The sequence below is a fragment of the Natranaeroarchaeum aerophilus genome, from assembly GCF_023638055.1.
Lineage (GTDB): Archaea > Halobacteriota > Halobacteria > Halobacteriales > Natronoarchaeaceae > Natranaeroarchaeum > Natranaeroarchaeum aerophilum.
This window is the reverse complement of the sequence record NZ_JAKRVY010000002.1, coordinates 401,171-422,023: the sequence shown is the minus strand read 5'-3', so window position 1 is coordinate 422,023 and position 20,853 is coordinate 401,171. Positions and strand designations below refer to the sequence as shown.

The window sequence follows — 20,853 nt, the reverse complement described above, 5'->3', positions numbered from 1 at the left end:
AGTCGGGGCCGAATCGTCCTGTACGCTGGCGGGGAACTATCGACTGCAGACGCCCCCGGTCCAGAAGTTATTAATATACTCGAACATTTTATTAACAGGAGATGACCGAGCGACCGATGCAAGGGAGCAATCGATCGGACGTACGGAGCAGTCCACGCGTGACGATCATCGGCGGCGGCGTCCACGGCGTCCACCTCGCGATCCGGCTGCTCGACGCGAATGTCGTCGAGCACGAGGACCTGCGAATCGTCGAACCCGACGGATTGCTCGGCGGGTTTCGTCGGAAGTGTCGGCAGTGTGGCGTCGAGACGCTCAGGTCACCCTTTGTCCACCACGTGGCTCGCGATCCGTTTTCGCTGCGTGATTTCGCACGCGGGCGGGGGCGTGACGACGAACTGCATCCGAGCAGGGTTGGCGGTGACCGGCCGACGACCGACCTCTTTTTCGATCACGCGGCGTGGGTCGTCGACCGGTACGATCTGGATTCGTCCATCGTCGAGGGCAGGGCAACCGGGATCAGAGAGCAGCGCACGGGGGTTGCCGTGGAGACGACCACGGGGCGGATCGAATCCGACTGGTGTCTCCTGGCGACCGGCTACGGCGGCGCGACGTCGCTCCCCGAGTGGGCTGGCACGCTTCCGGAGGACGCCCCGGTCACACACGTCTGGGATCCGTCGTTCGACCGGGAAGTGATCGGCGAGACCGAACACGTCGGCATCGTTGGCGGTGGCATCACGGCTGCACAGTTAGCAGTGACAATTGCGCGTCCGTCCAGAACCGTGACGCTGTTCGCGCGCAGTCCGTTCCGCGTCGAGTCGCTAGAGGCGGGCACCGAGTGGATGCATTTTTCCAGCGTCGTGGAGGAACTCCACGATCTGCCTCCCGCCTCGCAGGAACGCCAGCAGCGCGTCGAGCAGGCGCGAAACGACGGCGCGATCCCGCCATACGCCTTCGACCGATTGCGCGAGACATTGCAGGGGGACGGCATATCCCTCGAACGATCGGAGATTACGGTCGCCAACGAGGCGGGCGGGACCGTCGTCGTCACCTGCGAGGACGGGACTGCGGTGTGTCTCGACCGGATGATCTGTTCAACTGGCTTTGGGAATCCCTACAGTGCCAGCCTGTTCCGCTCGTTCCGTGAGACGTCACTGGCGTCTGGTTATCGCGGCGCACCGGTTCTCGACGACGAGACGCTGTGCTGGCGATGCGAGGACGGGAGCCCCTCGCGGGTACTCGTCTCCGGAGCCGCCACGGAGCAGGTGCTTGGCCCATTCGCTCGCAACGTGATCGGCGCGCGACGGGCGGGTGACCTGATCGTCGACCACCTGACCGCCCAGAAGGAAGCAATGGTGCCAGCGTAGAGTACCCTCTCCCAGACGTTCAGGGCCCCATCGCTGCGAGGTCAGCACGCTCTAGCTGGGTCGCTATCGACGGAACGATCCGGTCTGCCGCCCGCCGTGCGCCCGGGATGTTTGGTGCATAGGGACCGACAGTACCGAGGGCCAGCGCGCCGGTGACGAACAGGTTCGATAGCTGCCCCTGATCGTGTCGCCACGCGAGCGTCTCGTCATCGAGGAGTGGCATTCCGTCGTATCCGCGTGCGAGCGAGCACTCCTGGGCGACCCGGTCGACGAACGGATGCTCGAACACCGGCTCGAAGCCTGTCGCGAGGACTACCCGGTCGCCGACTAGGTCCCTGACGTGGCGGATCGACAGCGCAATCCCGTCGTCTTGACGTTCAACCGTCTCGATGTCGCCGCTCTCGATGACCAGCGCACCCTCGTCGATCCGCTCGTCCAGTTCCGCGTACAGGTACGGCGGCATCGACGCGTCGTTGCGCGCGTCCCTCGCTACCTCCAGTCGCGCTTTCGATCCCGGCGGATGCGTGTGCAGCTCCGATTCGATTCGTGACCAGTTGATCCACGGCGGCGCGGCTTCCGAGACCTCCCAGTCGAGCGGGTGTCGGCTGACCAGCCCGACCGTTTCCGACTCGCTCAGCGTGCAGGCGAGCTGGCCGGCAGTGATCCCGCCACCGACGATCAGCGTCCGGTCGACGGTTCTCGCGGGATCAAACTCGCCCCAGACGTGGACCACGTCGTCGATTCCCTGTGCCCAGTCCGGCCGGGTGTGGCGACCTCCGTGTCCCATCGCGAGGACGCAGGTGTCGGCGATCGCGCGTCCCTCCACCGTCTCCAGTGCGAGACGATCCCTGTCTGTCGGGCGGATCGCCTCGACGTGTGTCCGGCGATGGCAGCTATCGAGACCGCTGGTCGCGATAATCTCGTCGGCGTAGTCCAGAAACAGGGACAGCGAGGGCCGGGCCGGGTAATCGATCGTCGAGACGAGTTCGTCCCTGCGATCGTATTCGTCTGCGAACCGTTCGAGGCCGAACGCCTCCGCCCCGACGTGGTGGACGAACGTAGATCTGAGTGTCTCCATCCCGCACCGCTGGGCCTTCCGACGGAACGATTCCAGCAGTTGCTCGTGTGGGTCGAAGATGGCGATATCCGCTGGGCCAAACTGGGTGTCCTCTACTAGCCGGTTCGCGAGATACGTCCCGTGGATCCCGCCACCGATGATAGCACACCCGAACCGCTCTGGACTGTGTGTGTCGTTGCTCACGAGTGATCGGTACCGAGATCGATGCCCCAGAGATTAATAAGAACTGTGACTTAGATAATAACTTATATTATGACCAAGCCATAGGTTGTTAATGAATGAGCGAAGAGACGACTCCCGTGACGGTACTGTCCGGTATGCTAGGTGCCGGAAAGACCACCACACTCAACCACATCCTTGCACAGAGTGGCGACCGCGAGCTAGCGGTCCTCGTCAACGACATGGGCAAGGTCAACGTCGATGCGGATCTGGTCGCTGAATCCTCGGACATCTCCGACGAGGAGGAAGAGCTAGTCGAACTGGACGACGGCTGCATCTGCTGTGAGCTTCGCGGCGATCTGCTCGAAGCGGTCGACAGGCTCACCGAGGCGGGCGAGTTCGACGCCATCGTCGTCGAGTCGACCGGCGTCGCCGAGCCACTCCCTGTCGCACAGACGTTGACGATGGGCTTTGACCAGTCCGATCTCGATCCGACCGAGTTCTACGAAGAAACCGGTATCGAGCCGCTGTCGGGCTGTCACCTCGATACGACGGTCACCGTCGTCGACGCCCACCAGTTCCACGAGGCGATGCAATCCGACGAGGTCCTCGACGACGACGGCACCGAGAAACATCTCGGCGATCTGCTCGTCGAACAGGTGGAGTTCTGTGACGTCCTCCTGTTGAACAAGTGCGATCTCGTCGACGAAGCGACGCTCGAGGAGATCGAAGCGACGCTCGAAGTCCTCCAGCCCCGCGCCGAGATCCTGCGGACGACTCACGGCCGGGTCGACGTCGACGACATCGTCGAGACCGAGCGCTTCGACTTCGAGGAAGCACGCGCCTCGGCTGGCTGGATGCAGGAGCTACAACAGCCACACGAGTCCGCGGAGGAAGAACACGGCGTTACTTCCTTCGTGTTCGAGGCCGACCGACCGTTCCACCCCGAACGGTTTGCCGAGCTGCTTGACTCGTTCCCCGACGAAGTCGTCCGCTCGAAGGGTCACTTCTGGCTCGCCGGTCGGGAGGACAACGCGATCATGCTCCACGTCGCGGGCCAGTCGGTCCGGGTCGCACCGGCCGGTCGGTGGGTAGCGAGTCTCCCACCGGAAGAGCAGGAAGCGCAGTTCGAGGCCCATCCCGGCCTCGAAGACGAGTGGGATGACCAGTGGGGTGATCGTGGCACCCGTCTGGTACTGATCGGCGTCGAGATGGATCACGAGGCACTCCGGACGTATCTGGAGCAAAGCGTGCTGAGCGACGAGGAGATGGCGGCCGACTGGGACGCCTTCGAGGATCGCTTCCCGACGTTCGAGGCCCCCGAAACCGGGGAAGCGACCGACACGGAAGAATCGGACGAAACGACCGACGGTGGCGAAGAGATCGGTATTGCTGATTGATACACATGTCTTCAGACTTTCAGACCGCAGTAAAACGGAACGTATCGAAGGATAGCCGACGCGAAGCGATCGACAGACTCGTCGAAAAACGGGACGCGACGAACCTCGGCGTACTGGTCCGGACCGGCGGCCTCGTCGGCGACCTCCGTCGCCACGCTCTCGAAGGCCTTGGCCGCTGTTCGGCGACGGCCGAACTCGAATCGATCACCGAGGATAGAACCGTAGAATCGTCGCTCCGGGATCGGGCCGCCGAACTGGCCTGAGGGCGGCGCTCCCGCCAGACGCCGAGACGGGACACCGACCAATTATGCCAGCCAGTCGTCGGGTTTCGTATCGTAGTCGATATCACTGGCGGCGATATCCTCGACGTCCTCCCACGGTAGCGAGCGTTCGTCGAACGTCTCGCCGTCGTACCGGATCAGTGCTCCCTGCTCGGTTGGTTCGGGCTCCTCGTTGCGACGACGCGCCACCTCGCGGTCGTGATCGTCGATCCGCTTGACGATCGTCACGAGGTTGACGGGCCGACCCCAGAGCTCGAAGACGCGTTCGAGCGTGCGCTTTGCCTGCTCGGTGTCGAGCATGACGCCGTTGTACCGGTGAGCAAGCAGTAGCTCGTTGCGGTTGTTGTAGTTGCCGTCCCTGACGACAATCGTGGGCTTCCCGAAGTTCGTAAAGCGCAGCAGGAGCTTCTTTTTGACGTCCGCAGCCTCCCGGCTGGCGACGCGTGGCTGACCAGTCGCGTGGGAGTGTTCGTAGGTGAAATACTCGCCCTCCTCGACGAACTCATCGGTGAGGAACTCGTCGAGGAAGGTGACGTCGTTGTGGCTCTCGCGGATCTCGCGCATCCGGTCCCAGCCGGTCGTGTAGTCGACATCCTCCAGAGCCTCCTCCACGCTGTCGTAGATCGCGTCATCGAAGAGATAGCGACCAAGCCGTTCAAGTTCGGACTGGCTCACGTTCGGCAGAAAACTGCGGTTCTGGGGTTTGATCAACGAGAAGTGTCGCCGCGCCAGCCCCTCGTAGGTGAGCACTTTCCAGGGATAGCGATCGACGTCAATATCGCCGTCACGGGCGCGCTGGAGGTTCTCACGATCGACATATTCGTCGGCCAGGTCGGCGACCGCATCGAGCCGGTCGTCTGTGATCAGTTTCAGCGCAGACGGCGGTTCGATGGTCTCCAGCACGGCGTCGAAGTCGACGGATTCCGTCAGGTTCCGCCACGAGATTCCATCGACGCGCAGGAGTTTGTCCAGGACCTCCCGCCGGTTGGCCGTGTTCTCGGCGTACTGCCAGAGTTCGAGGCCCAGCTTGTAGGGATTCAGGCCGGGCGAACCGAGGACGCGCGCCATGTGATCGGCGTAGGTGAGGAACTCGTCGGCCTCGGCGAAGTTCTCGCCAGCCATCATGACGGATTCCCAGTAACTGGCCCAGCCCTCATTCATTATTTTTGTCATTTTTTGCCCCGCGAAGTAGTACGATTCGGTGCGCAGCATCTCCAGGACGTCGCGTTGCCAGGGCTCGTACTCGCGGGCCTTCCCGGCGTCGGCATCGAACTGCTTGCCATGCTCGCCGAGGAAGGCGATGACGTCTTTTTCGGGTGTCGTGGGGTCGGTGACCGTCTCGTCGTCGGCCTGTCCTTCGAGCCACTCCTCGGTGAACACCTCCTCGCGAACTTCGTCGCTCAGCTCCAGCTCTGCGAGCTGTTCCGCGAGGTCGGCTTCGACGTCGTCAGTGTCGACCTCTGGTTCGCCCGGTCGTGTCGCCGAGAACGCCTGATGCTGGTCGATGGTATCCTCCAGCGTGAGCACGTGATCGATCCAGCGCTCCACGTCGGCTCGGTCGATTTCGGGGTCCTCCATATACTCGCGGATCTGTCGCGCATGGCGTTCGAGCATGGCAGCCGCCTCGACTGTATCGTCGCTTCGCCCGTCGGTGAAGAGACCGAACCACTGGTTGTTGGCGAAGAAGTCGGCGTGGGCCTCGACGTGCGTGATCACCGCTTTCTGGTCGGCCAGTTCGTTCGACTCCTGCAGGAAGGCGTGAGAGGGATTGTCGTTGTTGACGATCTCGAAAGCCTTCCCGCCCATATACTGGCCCTGCTTTTGCTGGCGGTCGTACTGCATCCCCCAGCGCCAGTGCGGATAGCGCTGCTGGAACCCGCCGTAGGCGATCAGCTCGTTCATCTCGTCGTAGTCGACGATCCAGTAGTTGACCGGGTAGGGTTCGAGGCCGAGCCGTTCGGCCAGCTTTCGGGCCTCCTCGACTGGTGCTTGCAGTTTCTCCGCCTCGCGCTGTGCGCTGTATCGATCGAAGTTCATGAGTCGCTCTCCGTGCTGAGGATCTCCTCTATGGCATCGACGACGTCGTCCTGTCCGGAGACGTAGGCCACCGCCACGTTGCCGTCCTCGTCGAAATGGCTCTCCAGCTCTTTGGCGTGGGTCGCGTTGACCGCGTTACCGCTCGGCTGGGTCTCGACGTAGGCATGCAGGTTGGCCGGAATCGACTCCATCAGCGGTATCACGCCGGATTCGGTATCGTTCGAGGAGTTCTCGCTGTCCCCGGCAGCGAACACGTACCGGTTCCACTCGTGCCAGGGGTACTCCTCCAGCAGTGCGTCGGCGAGTTCGTAGGCCGCAGAGATCTTCGTCCCGCCGCCCGAACGGATTCCGAAGAACTCGTCGCGGTCGACCTCCCATGCCTCGGCGTCGTGGGCGATGTAGACGAACTCGGCGTTGTCGTACTTGCCCTGGAGATACCAGTCAAGTGGCGTGAACGTCCGCTCGACCAGCTCCCGTTTGTTCTGGCGCATCGAGCCGGAGACATCGCGGATGTTCACCACGACGACGTTCTTTTCTTTCTCCTCGATGATCTCGGGATGCCTGTACCGCTCGTCTTCACGGCGCAGTGGGACGTGTGTGAGCCCCTCGCGCCGGATCTTCCGCTGGACCGGTTCGCGCTCGACGTTCGCCTGTAGCTCCTCGAAGCTCTCCCACGTATCGAGTTCGTCGTCCGAGACCTCGTCGTAGGCCTCCTCGATCCACGGCTTCGAGACGGGGATGTTCTCGCGGCGCGCCCACTCGAAGACCTGCTGGGCCCCCCAGCCGTCGATCTTCAGCACCTCGCGAAGGAACTCCTCGTCGAAGTCCATCGCGAGCTTTCGCTTGAGCCCCTCCTTGAACATGCGCTCGAAGTCCAGCGTCGAGTCCGGGCCGCTCCGCGTGAGATCGGTGTAAGGGCCCTCCTTCTCCTCGACGACCTTCTTGCCCTTTGGCTCCAGGTCCAGGCCAAGTCGTTCGTCGAGCTCCTCGGCGAACTCCTCGGGGTCCATCTCGTAGTACTCGTGTTCACCGCTTTCCTCGCCGGGGTCGCCGTCCTCGTCACCGTCGCCCGGCTCCGGTTCGGGGGGGCCGACCGGGTCGCCGACCTCACCCTTCCCCTGTCCGACGCCGCCCTGATCGCGCTGATCGTACTCGAACGAGGGGAGGTCGACGATCTTGATCGGGATCTTCACCTCGTCCCGACCGCTCCCGCTCAAATCGCCGTACTGGATGAACTCGGCGAGGTCTTCACGGCGCTGTTCGCCCACTTCCCTGAACCGGTCGAGATCGTCCTGTAGTCCCATTATTCCCACTTGTACGCGATCTGGCCGACGACGTGGCGGCTCGTCAGCTCGGCCGACGCCGCCGTGTAGTCGAACAGATCAATCATGGTATCGATCGTTTGTCGTTTCACTCTCTCCGTCTCCGTGTCCGCCGGTGGATCCGACCACTGGCTCGGATCGAAGTCCTCGTAGATCCGGTCGACGTCGTCCCAGTCGTAGCTCTCCAGGAGGCTCCGAATGATCGGGATCGACGTCAGGTCGACATCCGATACCGAGAAATCCTCGTCGCGGTGCTCCCAGGCGTGGCGGTTCAGCGACGTGATGATTTTGCTCCGCCGGAACTCGGCGACGGCGGTCGAGGGCTGGTTGCCCTCGTAATCACTCTCGGCGAACCGGCCCATCCGTTCGACCTCGAACAGCTTCATCTTCAGGGGGTCCGGTTCGATGCGTTCGCCCCGGTCGTTGGTGATCCGCTCGTCGGTCGCCCAGGCGTAGACGTGTTCGACGTACTCGCCGACCGTCTCCTTGTCGACCCGATTGTCGTGGAGCATGGCCTCGAGGACATCCGCCTCCTGCTGGCTAAACAGGTAGTTTTTCACCGGGACGACACGGTTCTCGAACTCCGCACTTTCGCCAGCCGAGAACATCGGAGCCTCCGACAGCTCTTCGGCCATCGCGTTCAACACGTCGCGGGGCATGACGACTGACTCGACGGGGAGGTCGGGGTGATGCCGGTCAGTCTCCGCCTGCAGGAGTTCGGCAAGCACGTCCCGTGTAAACGTCACCGGGATTCCCTGCTTGCCGCTTCCGACGTCGTCGAAGACAAACTCGTCTTTCTGACGGCGTTCGTCGCCGTCCTCCAGATACCCGCGATCGTAGAGGACCGCCTTGTCGACGAGATCGATCCCTGCGGGCAGATCCCCATCGTCGAGCCGCGTCACGACCGCGTACATCGCCGCGGCCTGGATGGCGTGCGGGGCGAGTTCGCGTTCGCGGATCTCGCCGTTGGCTCCCCGCAGGTCCATCGTGACCGGCTCGCGGATCTTCGCTTCCAGTTCGTCGTACTCATCGGTCTCCCAGACCGACATCTCGCCGGTCAGCTCCCGCCGGATGAGTTCGGTCTCCAGCGAGACGTTCGTCAGGTAGGCAAACTCGTGTTTATCGAGCCTGCGCTTGAGCGCCTTCAGGGGGTCCGCCCCGTTACGGTCGGCGTGCTGGTTGAGCTGGTCTTCCAGATCCGGGTTCGAGATAATCAACAGCTGCGTATCGAGATCCATCCCGATCCCCTTGTCGAGTTTGACCGTTCGCTCGTCGGGGACGTTCAGTAGCTTCTGGAGCAAGTCGGCGTGCTGGGCGGCGTCCTCGACGATCGTGAGGAGCCCGTTGCCCTGCGAGAGTACACCGTCGTAACTGAACGCCTGCGGGTTCTTTCGTCCGCGGGAGTCCAGCTCCTGTAACATACCCTGCATCCACGAGCCGACCAGTCGCTGTTTGGGATGGCCCTCGTCCTCGGAGTGGAGGACACCGATCCCCTGCCCGACGTCGACGACGTAGTTTTTCACCCTGAGGTGATCGGGATCGGTGATCGCCGAGAACAGTTCGCCGGACTGTCCCGATCGGCGGTACTGTTCTTCCAAGTACTCGTAGGCTTCCCGCGAGAACGGATCGAGACGCGTGTCGACGTGCAGATCGACGTGAGCGTCCGAGGCCTCGTTGATCTCGGTCAGTAGCTCCGCCCGGACGTCGTCGGGGAACACCGACAGCGGATGCGCCTGAACGGGACTCTCGTACCAGTCGTCCTCGTCGGAGCGGCGCTCGCTCCCGTAGCTCAGACCGCGCGTATCGACCGCGCCCTCGACGTTCCATTCGATGGTGTAGCGACGCCCTTCCTCTGTCTTGGAGTACTCGCGCAATCCGTTGATCAGACAGCGTTTGAGTTCGGATTTCCCGGTCGCCGTCGGCCCGTCGAACCAGATGATCTTCTCGCCTTTGCCGCGTTCGGCGGCGATCGTTCGCAGATCGTCGACGAAGGCGTTGAGCACCTCGGTGTTGCCGAGGATCGCGTGCTCGCCGTCGTTGTGGGGATCATCGAAGAAGCGATAGCGCTCTTTTTCCTCGCCCTCTTCGATCACCGTTCTGGTGCCCTGTGATTCGATCGCCTCGACCAGATACTTGGTCGCATGGGAGGCGATCCTCGGGCGTTCGAAGACGCGGTCGACGTACTCGGCCAGTGCTCTGGGCTCCTCGTAGGCCCCTTCGAGGGCGGTGTCTGCCTCGCTGACGAACTTTTCTCCTCGGGACATCGTCACTCCTCCAGCTCGGATTTGGCGACCTCGGCACCGGCGAACTCCAGCACTTCGCGCGCGCCATCCTCACTGTATCCCTGCTTGAGCAGCGCGTCGATCCACGCCGACCGCTCGTCGTCGTCGAACTCGTTCGCGCTGACCAGCGCCGAGAAGTTGATGTTGTGTTTCTTGTCCTCCCAGAGTTTGCGTTCGAGCGCACGGCGCAGGCGCTCGTTGTCCTGTGGGTTGAACGCTTCGCCCTCGCGAGCACGTCGGGAGACCCAGTTCGAGACCTCCTGGCGGAAGTCGTCCTTGCGGTCCTCGGGAATGTCGAGTTTCTCCTCGACGCTTCGCAGGAACGTTTCGTCGGGCTCCTGTTCGCGGCCCGTGATCTCGTCCTCGACGGTGTCGTCGTCGATGTAGGCCATCACGTGATCCATGTACTTTTCGCCCTGCCGTCGGATCTCGTCGACGTCGTAGGCCAGTGCATGCCGGACGTCTTCGATGGCGCGCTCGCGGTACTCCTCACGGACGCGTTCGAGGTAGCGATAGTACGTATCGAATCGGTCCTCGGCGATCGAGCCGTGGTGTTCCAGGTTCTCCTCGAAGAAGTTGAAGACGATCAGCGGCGAGAGGAAGTCACGGCCGCGGTGTTTGCTGTCCATGATCGCCTCGGCGATCTCGTCGCCGATGAATCGCGGCGAGATCCCCTCCATCCCCTCGCCGATCTCGGCTTTCGCGGCGGCTTCCTCGCGGAGCTTTTTCAGGTCGACGTCGTCGGTCTCGTCGTCCTCGCCGTTGTAGGCTTTCGCCTTCTGGAGGAGATCGACCGTGTCGGTGTCGGGTTCCTCGATCCGGGTGAGAACCGAAAAGAGCCCTGCCATCTCCAGCGTGTGCGGTTCGACGTGGATGTCGGGCACGTCCGCGTTCCCCAGCAGCTTCCAGTAGATCTCGGCCTCGTCCTCGTAGGAGAGGACGTAGGGAAAGTCGATCCGCTTGGTGCGGTCGTTAAAGGCCTCCATCTTCTCGTCGCCCTTTTTGTCCTTGTACTCGGGCATGTTCGTCCGCCCGACGATCACCTGGTCGATGTCGATCCGCGGGTTGTTCTTGGGCTTGATCGTCTGTTCCTGGCTGGCGTGCAGGAAGTCATAGAGGAACTCCCGCTGGAGTTTCAGCAGTTCCTCGCCGGAGAAGATGCCGCGATTTGCGTTACAGAACGCGCCCGAGTAATCGAACGCACGCGGATCGGACTCGCCGTAGACGGCGATTTTCGAGTAGTTGACGTCGCCGGTGAGTTCGGTCTCGTCCTGGTTTTTCTTGTCCTTTGGTTCGAACGTCTCCAGCGCCTGCCGTTTGTTCTCGTCGGCGGTGAGCCGGATGATCTCGACGTGTTTGTCGAGCACCTTCTGGAGGTCGTCGTCGTAGTGGGCCAACAATCGGTCCATATAGAACTCGCTTTCCGGATCCAGACTCTGCTCGTTGCGGATCGTATAGGGCGCATCGAGGCGCTCGTTTAGCCCGTCGATAACCTGCTGGCGCTGTTCAAGCGGCAGGAGGACCAGTGGCTCCTGGTTCATCGGCGAGCGAACCGTATCGTCGGCGGGATCCTGATCGTCGATTACCGAGCAGAGGTCGGTCCAGCGGAACGTGTACATCCGTCCCTCCTCCTGCATCGTGTAGTCCTCGAAGTAGCGCCGGACCTGCTGGTCGAACGCGGATTTGCCCGATCCCACGGGACCGAGCAGTAGCTTGATACGACGCTCGGGGCCGAGCCGTCGGGCACCGCTTTTGACTTTGTTGACGAACTCGTGCATCGACTCGTGGATCACGCGGCCGAAAAAGCGGTTCTCCCCGTCGTGGAGCGGATCCTCCGATGCGAGATGGTACTCAACGACACCTGCTTCCTCGTCGTACTCGGTCCCGTAGTGGTCGAACATGTCCGCGACGCGCTGGTGGGCGTTGCGGGCGATCTTCGGGTCCTCGTACACCTCGTCGAGATACCAGTCGAAGGATCTGCTCTCGCGAAGGTCTCCTGGTATTGATTCCCTGTACTCCTTGCTTAGCTCGTCGAGCGTTTCAGTGTCTCCGGTCATGGCTCCCCCTTGCTTTGCCGTTCGTGGTCGCTGGTTCTGCTGCGAGTTGGTTGCCGTCGGTTCGGATCAGTTCTGTCATATGCTATCACTCCCCAGACTGTTCCGCGCAACGAGGCGCTCAGCAGTAAACGACTCAACAGTGCAAGATGCGTCGAAGTCCGGGTCGGGGTCCGGTGGGCGGTCACCGAGTCGTATACTAGTCACAGAATCCGATATATATAAGCCTTCCCCCAAACCATATTTATGGTTACTATTCCCCTTATAATACCTGCCGATCTTCTGCTGACCTGCGGTCCGCTGTAACATACATGGATTCGTATCTGCGACCTAGGTAATGTATGCGGGGGGTGAGGAGGAGCCGCTCAATCACTGCTCGACGAACTCGAACAGGACGCCGCCCGTATCGTTCGGGTGCAGGAAGGCGACATCGTGGCCCCACGCGCCCTCTCGGGGGTCGTCGTCGATACACTCGATCCCGCGTTCCCTGGCTGTCTGCAGGGCTGCCTCGATATCCTCGGTCGCCACGGCGACGTGGTGGACGCCGGGGCCGTGCCTGTCGAGGAATCGGGCGACGGTCGCATGTTTGACGGGCTCGAGCAGCTCGAAATAGCCGTTCCCGAGATCGAGGAAGACGACTCGAAGGCCGTCGAACTCCTCCTCGTGGACGACCGGCACGTCGAAGAGGTCGCCGTACAGATCGATCAGCCGGCCGGCATCATGCGTCGCGATTCCCGTGTGATGAATCTGCATACTGGAGCGTCTACGGCCAGACGGTTTATGTTCTGGGGTGGGAATCGAGGGAGACTACAGCCCCCGTCGGCCTCAATTTCCGATATGCTCGGTCAGGTTATCGCGGATGATCGTATTACAGTAGACACACCGAACCTCGTCGTCTAGCACCTCGAACTTCGAGTCGACGGGTTCGTCGTCAGTCGTGATACAGTTGCGGTTCGGACACGCGAGGACGCCCTCGACGTGTTCGGGACGGTCGAGCCGTCGTTTGTCGACGACGTCGTACTCGCTGACGATGTTGATCGTTGCGTCGGGGGCGATCAGCGAGAGGACGTCGACCTCGTTCTGGCTGAGTTCGCGCCCCTCCACCTTGACGATGTCCTTGGCTGGGAGCCGATCGCTGGGGACGTTCATCCCGATGCTGACCTGCTCGCCGCCGGTGCCATCGATCCCCAGAATGGCGAGGACGTTCAGTGCCTGGCCGCCGGGGACGTGATCGATCACAGTGCCGTTGCGGATCTTGCTGACGCGGAGTTCGTGGTCACTCATTCGGCATCACCTTCCTCATTTGAGAGCAGGAGATCCAGCAGCGCCATCCGGACGGGGACGCCGTTGTGCGCCTGCGAAAAATAGCTGGCGTGGTCGGTCTCGTCGATCTCCGGCGCGATCTCGTCGACGCGGGGAAGGGGATGCATGATCGTCAGATCGTCGCTGGCCGCTTCGAGCGTCTCGGCGTCGATCTGGTACTCGCCCGCAACGGCGTGATACTCGTTCTCGTCGGGGAACCGTTCGCGCTGGATGCGCGTGACGTAGAGCACGTCGAGTTCCGGCAGGATCTCGTCGAGGTCGGTGTGTTCCCGGACCGACGCACCCTCCTGATGGAGATCGTACCGGACGCTCCGGGGGAGCTGGAGGCTCTCCGGACTGATGAAGTGCTGGCGGACGTCGAAGTTCGTCAGCGCGTTTGCCAGCGAGTGGACGGTCCGACCGTACTTCAGATCGCCCATGATCCCAATGGTCAGATCGTCCAGCCCGTTTGCCTCACGCATCGTGTAGAGGTCGAGCAACGTCTGGCTGGGGTGATGGCCTGCACCATCGCCCGCGTTGACCAGCGGTACGTCGACGAACTCGCTGGCCATCTTCGCCGATCCCTGCCGGGGATGGCGCAGTACGAGTGCGTCGGCGTAGCCCTGAATGACGCGGACGGTGTCGGCGAGGCTCTCACCCTTCGAGACGCTGGAGGAGTCGACCGAGCCCATGTCGACGACATCCCCGCCCAGTCGTTTGATCGCCGCCTCGAAACTCATCTTGGTCCGGGTGCTCGGCTCGAAAAAGAGCAACCCGAGCAACGTGTCGGCGTGACGGTCGTTGACGGCGGACGGATCGGCCGCGATCTCGGCCGCCCGGTCGAGGACCGTCTCGATGTCCTCCCGCGATAACTGTTTGGCCGTTATGAGGTGCTCGTTCCGCATTGTGTACCAACGGTAGCCGATGCCTATTGAATCTCCCCATCTGTGGTGGTTGGCGGCTGACCCGTTGAGCCAGCGGGGCCGGGGATGGCTCTGGCATGCTCTGCCCCGTACGAAATCATTGTGCCGACCAGAGTGTCTCGATACGGTCCTCGATCGCCGCAAGCACGGTCGAGTACACGTCGAGTGGATGGAGTGACGGAAGATCGAGATCAGCTACTTCGACGGCGGATGGTGGCTCGTGGAAGTGCAACCGCGTGTTGTGCGTGTTCGGGTGCCGATCCCAGCGACACTCCCAGCGCGTTCCATCCTCGTGGACTTCGACGTAGTGGATCGAGAAATCACCAGTCGTGAACCACCGAATATCGAGGCGGGCGGCTGTCACCGAGTCCGGATATCGTCCAGCATCGAGCACCCCGCGAAGGAGTCGGGGTTCGTAGGAATCCGGGTCGAACGCGGTCTCGACGAGGAGTGACTCCGACGACAGGTGTCGCGCAAGCAGGCGCAGCGTCTGTCGATCCGGCGGGCCTGTCGAATGAGTTGGTGGATCCTCCGGTGGCCCACTCATCTACGCTGGAATGAGATGGCCGTCGTTCTGGGAGAGCTGGCGGGCCAGTTCGTACAGTCTGATATCTCGAATCACACCCTGCCACTCGCTGACGGCGGTCATTCGCTCGTGAATCGTATCGTGGTCACCGTGATCAAACACGGAGACATCTGTCGGGTCCGTCGTCTCGAACTGGGCCTCGTACTCAGCTTGCTGGGATTCGAGCGCCTCAACGCGGTCGATAATCTCGTCGACCGAGAGTTCGGCCGCGATCCGACTGGCATCCTGCCATTCGAGATACCCATCGTTTCGCTCGTATGTCGCCGGGCGGCTGTCGCTGTTGACGTGAGCGATACCCATCTCCGCCAGCCGGTCGAGATGCTTTTTGGCGGCATTTTGAGAACAGTCCGCACGCTCGGCGATATCGGTGTACGGGGTTGGGGACGTTATCCCGAGGACGACGTCGTAGATACGACCAAACGTGTCCGTTCCCGCCTGCCACCGTCGCCGGGTATCGTCGGAGGTAGGGGCCGGGTCGAACTCAGGCATACATGATTGTAGACGGCTCTTCTCAATATATCTTTGGTACTCACAAATATATAGACGATAAACGGGTCCGGACTCCCGACAGAGCACCGCCCCTCCTTCTACACTCAGTCACCGAAAGTGGAGAACATGCTGGGGCATGTTGTCCAGGCCACCAAAGCGTTTGTATGCAATGCATACTTTGTATACAGTATGGGAACGATATCTGCACGCGTGCCTGACGAGCTGGAGGCCGAGCTCGACGCGTATCTCGAAGACGAGAATCTGGACCGTAGCACAGCAGTCCGAAAATTTCTCTCCGAGGGGCTCGAAGAGTGGCGACGTGAACAGGCACTGGACCAGCTTTCAGCTGGCAAGGTCACGTTCAGCAGGGCTGCCGAACTGGCGGGAATGTCCGTCTGGGACTTCGCGCAACTCGCCAGAGAGCGCGATGTCACGTGGGTTGATGCGGACCACGTTGACGACGACCTCGAGGCACTGTGAATGTGGGTCTTCGACGCGACACCGCTCATCTATCTCGCAAAGGCCGAACGACTGGCGCTCATCCGGCACCTGGATGACCCGCGCGTAATTCCCGAACAGGTGTACGAGGAGGTCGTTACAGACGGTATCGAGGCGGGGTATACGGATGGTCGACGAATCGAGCAGCAGGTCGAAGCTGGCCAGTTCGACATCGAAGCAGTTGACATGACCGAGTCACAGACGCAACTGGAGTCGAATCCGAACCTCAGTGCGGCTGATGCTGCCGTCCTCGCGTGTGCTGACATTCACGACGGTATTGCAGTGATGGACGAAACCTACGGTCGCGATGTTGCAACGACGGAAGGAATCACGACTCGCGGAACTGCCTTTCTGGTCCTGAAATTTGCACAGTCCAGTGCGATCAGCGCCGATGAAGCTCGAAAGGTCATCGATACAATGATCGATGAGGGCTGGTACTGCGCTCCAGATGTCTACACGAAGATCGTTCGCAAACTCGATTCGTATTCCGAAAAGGAGTGAACTCAACCGGTACAGTAGCTTGCTCCGCCAGCTCCGTTGATTCTACCGCCGCCCTGCGTGTTACAATGTTACATTGTATACAAAGTTACAAACACACAGCCGATAGAGAACTCAGTACCCGACCACAGTACCGTCCTTGCGTGGTTCCGTCGCGCCCGACAGCGTCCCGTCCTGATTGCGCACGATCTGTGCGCCGCCAAAGCGCAGCGGCGGCAGGACCGAGACGTCGTGCCCGCGACGGGCGAGCTTCGAGGCGATCCCGCCGTCGAACTGGCCTTCCAGCGCGAGCCCCCCGTCCTCGCGGTAGCGCCAGCGCGGTTCGTCCAGCGCGCGCTGGAGCGGCATGTCGTAGTCGATGATGTTCGAAAGCACCTGAACGTGGCCCTGTGGCTGCATGTACCCGCCCATGACGCCGAAGGCGGCCCAGTCGTCCTCGTCGAACTTCGCAAGCGCGGGGATCAGCGTGTGGAACGGTCGCTTGCCCGGTTCGAGCCGGTTCGGATGGTCGGGGTCGAGCGAGAACGACCAGCCGCGGTTCTGCAGTGCGATCCCGGTGTCGCCCGCGACCAGCCCGCTGCCAAAGCCCGCAAATCGGGAGTTGATGTAGGAGACGAGATTGCCCTCGTCGTCCGCGACGGTGAGCAAGACGGTGTCGGCGTCCTCGCCAGCACCCTCGCCAAAGCCGATATCGACGTTCTCGATCGGTTCCGGGCCGATCTCCTCGGCCCGCCCGGCCACGTACTCCGGATCGGCAAGCGGCGGGATCTCCTCGTACTGGGGGTCGGTGATGTAGTGGTGGCCGTCGTGAAATGCGATCTTCGTCGCCTCGGCGAACCTGTGGATCCGTTCGGGCGAATCGTAGGGTACCTCGCCAGCACCGATCTCCTCGGCGATCCCGAGCGCTTCGAGCGCGATCAGCCCCTGGTTGTTCGGCGGCAGTTCGTACACCTCGGTCCCGCGGTAGGTCGCGCTCACGGGATCGATAAACTCCGGCTCAAAGGCGGCGAGATCGTCGTGGTCGAGAAAGCCACCGTTCGACTGCACTTCCTCCACGATGGCGTCTGCGATCTCGCCCTCATAGACCGTGTCTGCCCCTTCTTCGGCGATCTGCTTCATGCTCGCGCCGAGTTCGGGCAGTGTGACGTGCTCGCCGACGCGTGGTGCACGCTCGCCGTCGACGAGATAGGCGTCCCGCGCGTGTTCGTCGTCGAACAGCTCCTCGCCATGATCCCACGCGCTGGCGATGACCTCGCTGACGGGGTAGCCCTCCGTCGCGTACCGGATCGCCGACTGGAGTACTTCGGAAAGCGAGCGGGTGCCGAGCCGGTCGACCGTCGCCTCCCAGCCCCGGGCCGTGCCGGGGACTGTCACGGGATGGGGGCCGTGCTGGGGCATCTCGGCCTCGCTCGGCGCGACGTCCTGGTCGTCCGCCACGGCCTCGCGCACTCGTTCCAGCGTCGCGTCGCTGGGTGCGCCGCCACAGCTGCTCATCGCGCCGACCTCGCCGTCGGCGGTGCGATAGAGCGCGAAGACGTCCCCGCCCAGCCCGGTGCTGGTGGGTTCGACGACGTTCAGCGCGGCCGCAGTGGCGACCGCGGCGTCGAAGGCGTTGCCCCCCTCGCGCAGGATCGAGACGCCGGCTTCGGCGGCGAGCGGTTGGCTGGTCGCGACGATACCCTCCGGCGCGTAAACGGTCGAGCGGCGGGACTCGAACCGATCGAGATCGGGAGTGTCCATACCTGCCAATCGGAGCGGCGGCAGGAAAAACACCGGGAGCCGGAAGATACTGTTCGTCTCCGTGTGGATGGCGGGAGGCCTCGCACGGCATGGCCGGTGGCCACTGACTGGTCACGGACGCGCTCGCAGCAGTATTGCGACCGGCACCAGTAAGAGCGCCCCGGCGATGAACGGTGACCAGTAGGCGGCGATGTACGCCGCGGCGGCCAGTGGCGGCCCTGCGGTTCGCCCGAGACTGCCAGCCGCCTGCGTGACGCCGAAGGCCGAGCCCTGCGTATCACTTGATGCCCCCTCGGAGACCAGCGCCGCGAGACCGACTGTGATCGCCCCGTTGCCGAAGGACGCGAAAGCGCCGAAAGCGACGAGGACGGCGAGTCCCCCCGTAACCCACTCCGGACCGCTGGTAGTCATCGGCGTCGTCCCGGCCAGCGGCGAGACGGCCAGCAGACACAGTGCCAGGAACAGCGAGCCCACGCCTGTCTTGACGACCCGTCTGACCCCATACCGTTGCGAGAGCCAGCCGATGAGAACGCCCTGATTTACGATGCCGAGCACGCCGATGTAGGCGAGAAACAGCGCCGCCTGCGTCGCGTCGTAGCCGAACGCGTCGGCCACGAACGGGACAAACATCACGGTGACGCCCGCGAACGCGAGCGAGGTGAGGAAGAACGCGACGACGAGGGGTCGGAGCGTCGCGTCGGCGAGTGCACTCCGGAACTGATCGACGAACGTCGTCCGCAGTCTGGGACCGCGGGTCCGTTCGGGCTCTTTCAGAACGACCGCCGCAGCCCCCAGCGCGAGGAACGAGAACCCGGCCGCCGCGAAGCTGGGCAGCGAAAACTGGGTCACTGGAACGACCCCAGGCAACACTGTCCGGGCCGTGGTGACTGCCGTCTCGCTCGCCAGCAACCCCCCGATAGCCGGACCGAAGACGAAGCCCAGACCGAACGCCGCCCCGACGAGCCCCAGCGCACCGGCCCGTTGCTCGGGCGGCGTCACGTCCGCGATGTACGCCTGGGCGGCAGCGATGTTCCCACCGGCCGCACCGGCGAGCAGGCGGGCACCGAACAGCGCAACGAGCCCCAGGGTCGTGCCCGCGACGGCACCGATCTCGGCGGCGATCCCGAACACCACCCACGCGATCCCGGCGACACCGACGGAGAGCATGAGCACGGGGCGGCGGCCCCGCTCGTCGGAGATGCGCCCGAGGGTCGGTGCCGCGACGAACTGCGCGAGCGAGTACGAGGCCGCGAGCAGCCCGATGAAAACGTCGCTGACGCCGAAGGATCGAACGTAAAAGGGCAGGATCGGGATGATGATCCCGAAGCCGAGCAGGTCGATGAACACGACCCCGACGACGACGGCGATCGGTCGCCGCGAATCCGCAGGAAACGAGGATTCCGCGTCTACACTCGTCGCGGCTTCGGTCGAGGACACCCGTGGCGGTACGTGTCCGTGGCCTATCACTGTGGTGGAAGGCGAGACGTTTAGAACCCGGCCGCCCCAACCCCTGTGTATGCCGAGCGGTGACGCCACGTTGCCCGGCGTCGACGACGAGCGGCCGGACCAGATCGTCCTCCACGTCGATATGGACTGTTTCTACGCGGCCTGCGAGCGGCTGCGCGAGCCCCAACTTCGGGGTGAACCGCTCGTGGTCGGGATGGGCTACGAGCCCGGCGACGACATCGGCGCGGTCGCGACGGCGAGCTACGAGGCCCGCGAGTACGGCGTCGAGAGCGCCATGGCGATCTCCGAGGCGCTCGATCGGCTGCCGCGACTCGACGAGGACGCCGCCGATCCCGACGAATCCGCAGGGTACTATCGCCCGGTTGATCTGGACTTTTACCAGTCGGTCGCCGCCGAGGTCAAGGCGATTCTCCACGACTGTGCCGACACCGTCCGGGAGGTGAGCATCGACGAGGCGTATCTCGACGTCACCGACCGGACCGGCTGGGAGGTCGCGGAGGGGTTCGGCCGTCACGTCAAAAACCGGATCGAGCGGGAGGTCGGCGTCGTCGCAAGCGTCGGCGTCGCGCCCACGCTGAGCGCGGCGAAGGTCGCCAGCGATTACGACAAGCCGGATGGGTTAGTGGTCATCGAACCCGGCGAAGTCGCCGAGTTCTTCGCCCCGCTTTCGGTCGAGGAAGTCCACGGCGTCGGGCCGGTGACGGCCCGTACACTCCGCGAGCTGGGGATCGAGACGGCTGGCGATCTGGCAGCAGCAGATCCCCACGAACTGGTCGACCGGTTCGGCGACCGGGGGCGGGAGCTGTACGACCGCGCCCGGGGGGCCGACACCCGCGAGGTGACGCCGACTGGCGACCCCAAGAGTCTCTCCCGGGAGTCGGCCTTTGCCGACGCCGTCGAGGATCCCGAGCGAAAACGCGAGCAGGTCCGGGCGCTGGCCGAGGCGGTCGCAACCAGAGCCCAGAGCAAGGGTGCACTCTACCGGACGATCGGCGTGAAGGCAGTGACGCCGCCGTACGACGTCAACACGCGCGAGCGGTCGCTCCCGGGACCGATCGATGACGCCGATCTCATCGAGGAGATCGCGCTTGAGTTGATCGCCGAGTTCGACGACGACCGCGTCCGGAAAGTCGGCGTGCGGGTCTCGAACCTGGAGTTCCCGTCCGGCGAACAGGCACGACTCGGGGGCTGGGACCAGGATACCGAAGGAGACGACTCCGAGGCGGCAGGCAGGCAAGCGGAGTCGACTACCGACGATCCGGACCGATCGGCTCTCGCTGATGACCGGTCGGGCCAGTCGAGCCTTACCGATTTCTGACACGTGATATACATTGGAATTATAAGCATGCACCACATTTGCCGCAAGTAACTGC

At 63.1% G+C, this 20,853-nt stretch carries 18 protein-coding genes; 6 read left to right on the top strand and 12 right to left on the bottom strand.

Annotated elements, in window-relative coordinates; genetic code table 11:
• The first annotated feature begins 116 nt into the window (after nucleotides 1-116).
• Nucleotides 117-1,364, top strand: a complete 1,248-nt coding sequence (locus AArcSt11_RS06595; RefSeq protein ID WP_238479331.1) for an FAD/NAD(P)-binding protein — start codon at nucleotides 117-119, stop codon at nucleotides 1,362-1,364.
• A 19-nt stretch (nucleotides 1,365-1,383) separates the two neighbouring features.
• Here AArcSt11_RS06595 and AArcSt11_RS06590 read toward each other — a convergent pair whose 3' ends face one another.
• The gene (locus AArcSt11_RS06590) at nucleotides 1,384-2,625 is read right to left on the bottom strand and encodes an FAD/NAD(P)-binding protein (protein WP_238479333.1); all 1,242 of its coding nucleotides are present in this window, start codon (nucleotides 2,623-2,625) and stop codon (nucleotides 1,384-1,386) included.
• Nucleotides 2,626-2,720: 95 nt separating this feature from the next.
• On the opposite strand from AArcSt11_RS06590, the gene AArcSt11_RS06585 reads away from it, so the two are divergent.
• Nucleotides 2,721-4,001 (top strand): CobW family GTP-binding protein, encoded by a 1,281-nt coding sequence (locus AArcSt11_RS06585; protein ID WP_250595628.1) that lies wholly within the window; start codon nucleotides 2,721-2,723, stop codon nucleotides 3,999-4,001.
• Nucleotides 4,002-4,006: 5 nt separating this feature from the next.
• A complete protein-coding gene (locus AArcSt11_RS06580; protein ID WP_250595626.1) occupies nucleotides 4,007-4,264 on the top strand; it encodes a hypothetical protein in 258 nt (85 codons plus the stop codon).
• A gap of 42 nt (nucleotides 4,265-4,306) precedes the next feature.
• Here AArcSt11_RS06580 and AArcSt11_RS06575 read toward each other — a convergent pair whose 3' ends face one another.
• The 9 genes from AArcSt11_RS06575 to AArcSt11_RS06535 all read right to left on the bottom strand — a co-directional run bounded on the left by AArcSt11_RS06575 (nucleotide 4,307) and on the right by AArcSt11_RS06535 (nucleotide 15,277).
• Nucleotides 4,307-6,319, bottom strand: a complete 2,013-nt coding sequence (locus AArcSt11_RS06575; protein ID WP_250595624.1) for a SpoVR family protein — start codon at nucleotides 6,317-6,319, stop codon at nucleotides 4,307-4,309.
• Nucleotides 6,316-7,623, bottom strand: coding sequence for a YeaH/YhbH family protein (locus AArcSt11_RS06570; protein ID WP_250595622.1), 1,308 nt, complete (start codon nucleotides 7,621-7,623; stop codon nucleotides 6,316-6,318). The genes AArcSt11_RS06575 and AArcSt11_RS06570 overlap by 4 nt, the downstream gene beginning before the upstream one ends.
• Complete coding sequence (locus tag AArcSt11_RS06565; RefSeq protein ID WP_250595620.1) at nucleotides 7,623-9,905, bottom strand: PrkA family serine protein kinase; 2,283 nt, start codon at nucleotides 9,903-9,905, stop codon at nucleotides 7,623-7,625. Before AArcSt11_RS06565 ends, AArcSt11_RS06570 begins: the two co-directional genes overlap by 1 nt.
• A 2-nt stretch (nucleotides 9,906-9,907) precedes the next feature.
• Complete coding sequence (locus AArcSt11_RS06560) at nucleotides 9,908-11,980, bottom strand: PrkA family serine protein kinase (protein WP_250595618.1); 2,073 nt, start codon at nucleotides 11,978-11,980, stop codon at nucleotides 9,908-9,910.
• 366 nt (nucleotides 11,981-12,346) lie between these two features.
• Nucleotides 12,347-12,730: a methylmalonyl-CoA epimerase gene (mce, locus tag AArcSt11_RS06555; protein ID WP_250595616.1), complete on the bottom strand. Its 384-nt coding sequence runs from the start codon at nucleotides 12,728-12,730 to the stop codon at nucleotides 12,347-12,349.
• Between the two features lie 72 nt (nucleotides 12,731-12,802).
• Complete coding sequence (gene pyrI / locus AArcSt11_RS06550; protein ID WP_250595615.1) at nucleotides 12,803-13,261, bottom strand: aspartate carbamoyltransferase regulatory subunit; 459 nt, start codon at nucleotides 13,259-13,261, stop codon at nucleotides 12,803-12,805.
• A complete protein-coding gene (gene pyrB / locus AArcSt11_RS06545) occupies nucleotides 13,258-14,184 on the bottom strand; it encodes an aspartate carbamoyltransferase (RefSeq protein ID WP_250595613.1) in 927 nt (308 codons plus the stop codon). Before pyrB ends, pyrI begins: the two co-directional genes overlap by 4 nt.
• A gap of 115 nt (nucleotides 14,185-14,299) precedes the next feature.
• The gene (locus AArcSt11_RS06540; protein WP_250595611.1) at nucleotides 14,300-14,749 is read right to left on the bottom strand and encodes a toxin-antitoxin system TumE family protein; all 450 of its coding nucleotides are present in this window, start codon (nucleotides 14,747-14,749) and stop codon (nucleotides 14,300-14,302) included.
• Entirely contained in the window at nucleotides 14,750-15,277 is a 528-nt protein-coding gene (locus AArcSt11_RS06535; RefSeq protein ID WP_250595609.1) for a helix-turn-helix domain-containing protein, read from the bottom strand.
• 189 nt (nucleotides 15,278-15,466) lie between these two features.
• On the opposite strand from AArcSt11_RS06535, the gene AArcSt11_RS06530 reads away from it, so the two are divergent.
• Nucleotides 15,467-15,757: a UPF0175 family protein gene (locus tag AArcSt11_RS06530; RefSeq protein ID WP_250595607.1), complete on the top strand. Its 291-nt coding sequence runs from the start codon at nucleotides 15,467-15,469 to the stop codon at nucleotides 15,755-15,757.
• The gene (locus tag AArcSt11_RS06525) at nucleotides 15,758-16,276 is read left to right on the top strand and encodes a PIN domain-containing protein (RefSeq protein ID WP_250595604.1); all 519 of its coding nucleotides are present in this window, start codon (nucleotides 15,758-15,760) and stop codon (nucleotides 16,274-16,276) included.
• Nucleotides 16,277-16,387: 111 nt separating this feature from the next.
• Here AArcSt11_RS06525 and ggt read toward each other — a convergent pair whose 3' ends face one another.
• On the bottom strand, nucleotides 16,388-18,013 hold the full coding sequence (gene ggt / locus AArcSt11_RS06520) for a gamma-glutamyltransferase (RefSeq protein ID WP_250595603.1): 1,626 nt from the start codon (nucleotides 18,011-18,013) through the stop codon (nucleotides 16,388-16,390).
• 111 nt (nucleotides 18,014-18,124) lie between these two features.
• A complete protein-coding gene (locus tag AArcSt11_RS06515) occupies nucleotides 18,125-19,450 on the bottom strand; it encodes an MFS transporter (RefSeq protein ID WP_250595601.1) in 1,326 nt (441 codons plus the stop codon).
• Nucleotides 19,451-19,529: 79 nt separating this feature from the next.
• Between AArcSt11_RS06515 and dinB the strand changes: the two genes are divergently transcribed.
• A complete protein-coding gene (gene dinB / locus AArcSt11_RS06510) occupies nucleotides 19,530-20,798 on the top strand; it encodes a DNA polymerase IV (protein WP_250595599.1) in 1,269 nt (422 codons plus the stop codon).
• The last annotated feature ends 55 nt before the right edge of the window (nucleotides 20,799-20,853 follow it).

What these genes read in the sequence shown, in the direction of transcription:
- AArcSt11_RS06595 (WP_238479331.1), top strand. Translation starts at nt 117, where the DNA reads ATGCAAGGGAGCAATCGATCGGACGTACGGAGCAGTCCACGCGTGACG.
- AArcSt11_RS06570 (WP_250595622.1), bottom strand. Translation starts at nt 7,623, where the DNA reads ATGGGACTACAGGACGATCTCGACCGGTTCAGGGAAGTGGGCGAACAG.
- dinB (WP_250595599.1), top strand. Translation starts at nt 19,530, where the DNA reads ATGCCGAGCGGTGACGCCACGTTGCCCGGCGTCGACGACGAGCGGCCG.
- AArcSt11_RS06540 (WP_250595611.1), bottom strand. Translation starts at nt 14,749, where the DNA reads ATGAGTGGGCCACCGGAGGATCCACCAACTCATTCGACAGGCCCGCCG.
- AArcSt11_RS06575 (WP_250595624.1), bottom strand. Translation starts at nt 6,319, where the DNA reads ATGAACTTCGATCGATACAGCGCACAGCGCGAGGCGGAGAAACTGCAA.
- AArcSt11_RS06535 (WP_250595609.1), bottom strand. Translation starts at nt 15,277, where the DNA reads ATGCCTGAGTTCGACCCGGCCCCTACCTCCGACGATACCCGGCGACGG.
- AArcSt11_RS06565 (WP_250595620.1), bottom strand. Translation starts at nt 9,905, where the DNA reads ATGTCCCGAGGAGAAAAGTTCGTCAGCGAGGCAGACACCGCCCTCGAA.
- AArcSt11_RS06530 (WP_250595607.1), top strand. Translation starts at nt 15,467, where the DNA reads ATGGGAACGATATCTGCACGCGTGCCTGACGAGCTGGAGGCCGAGCTC.
- AArcSt11_RS06560 (WP_250595618.1), bottom strand. Translation starts at nt 11,980, where the DNA reads ATGACCGGAGACACTGAAACGCTCGACGAGCTAAGCAAGGAGTACAGG.
- pyrI (WP_250595615.1), bottom strand. Translation starts at nt 13,261, where the DNA reads ATGAGTGACCACGAACTCCGCGTCAGCAAGATCCGCAACGGCACTGTG.
- AArcSt11_RS06585 (WP_250595628.1), top strand. Translation starts at nt 2,721, where the DNA reads ATGAGCGAAGAGACGACTCCCGTGACGGTACTGTCCGGTATGCTAGGT.
- pyrB (WP_250595613.1), bottom strand. Translation starts at nt 14,184, where the DNA reads ATGCGGAACGAGCACCTCATAACGGCCAAACAGTTATCGCGGGAGGAC.
- AArcSt11_RS06580 (WP_250595626.1), top strand. Translation starts at nt 4,007, where the DNA reads ATGTCTTCAGACTTTCAGACCGCAGTAAAACGGAACGTATCGAAGGAT.
- AArcSt11_RS06525 (WP_250595604.1), top strand. Translation starts at nt 15,758, where the DNA reads ATGTGGGTCTTCGACGCGACACCGCTCATCTATCTCGCAAAGGCCGAA.
- ggt (WP_250595603.1), bottom strand. Translation starts at nt 18,013, where the DNA reads ATGGACACTCCCGATCTCGATCGGTTCGAGTCCCGCCGCTCGACCGTT.
- mce (WP_250595616.1), bottom strand. Translation starts at nt 12,730, where the DNA reads ATGCAGATTCATCACACGGGAATCGCGACGCATGATGCCGGCCGGCTG.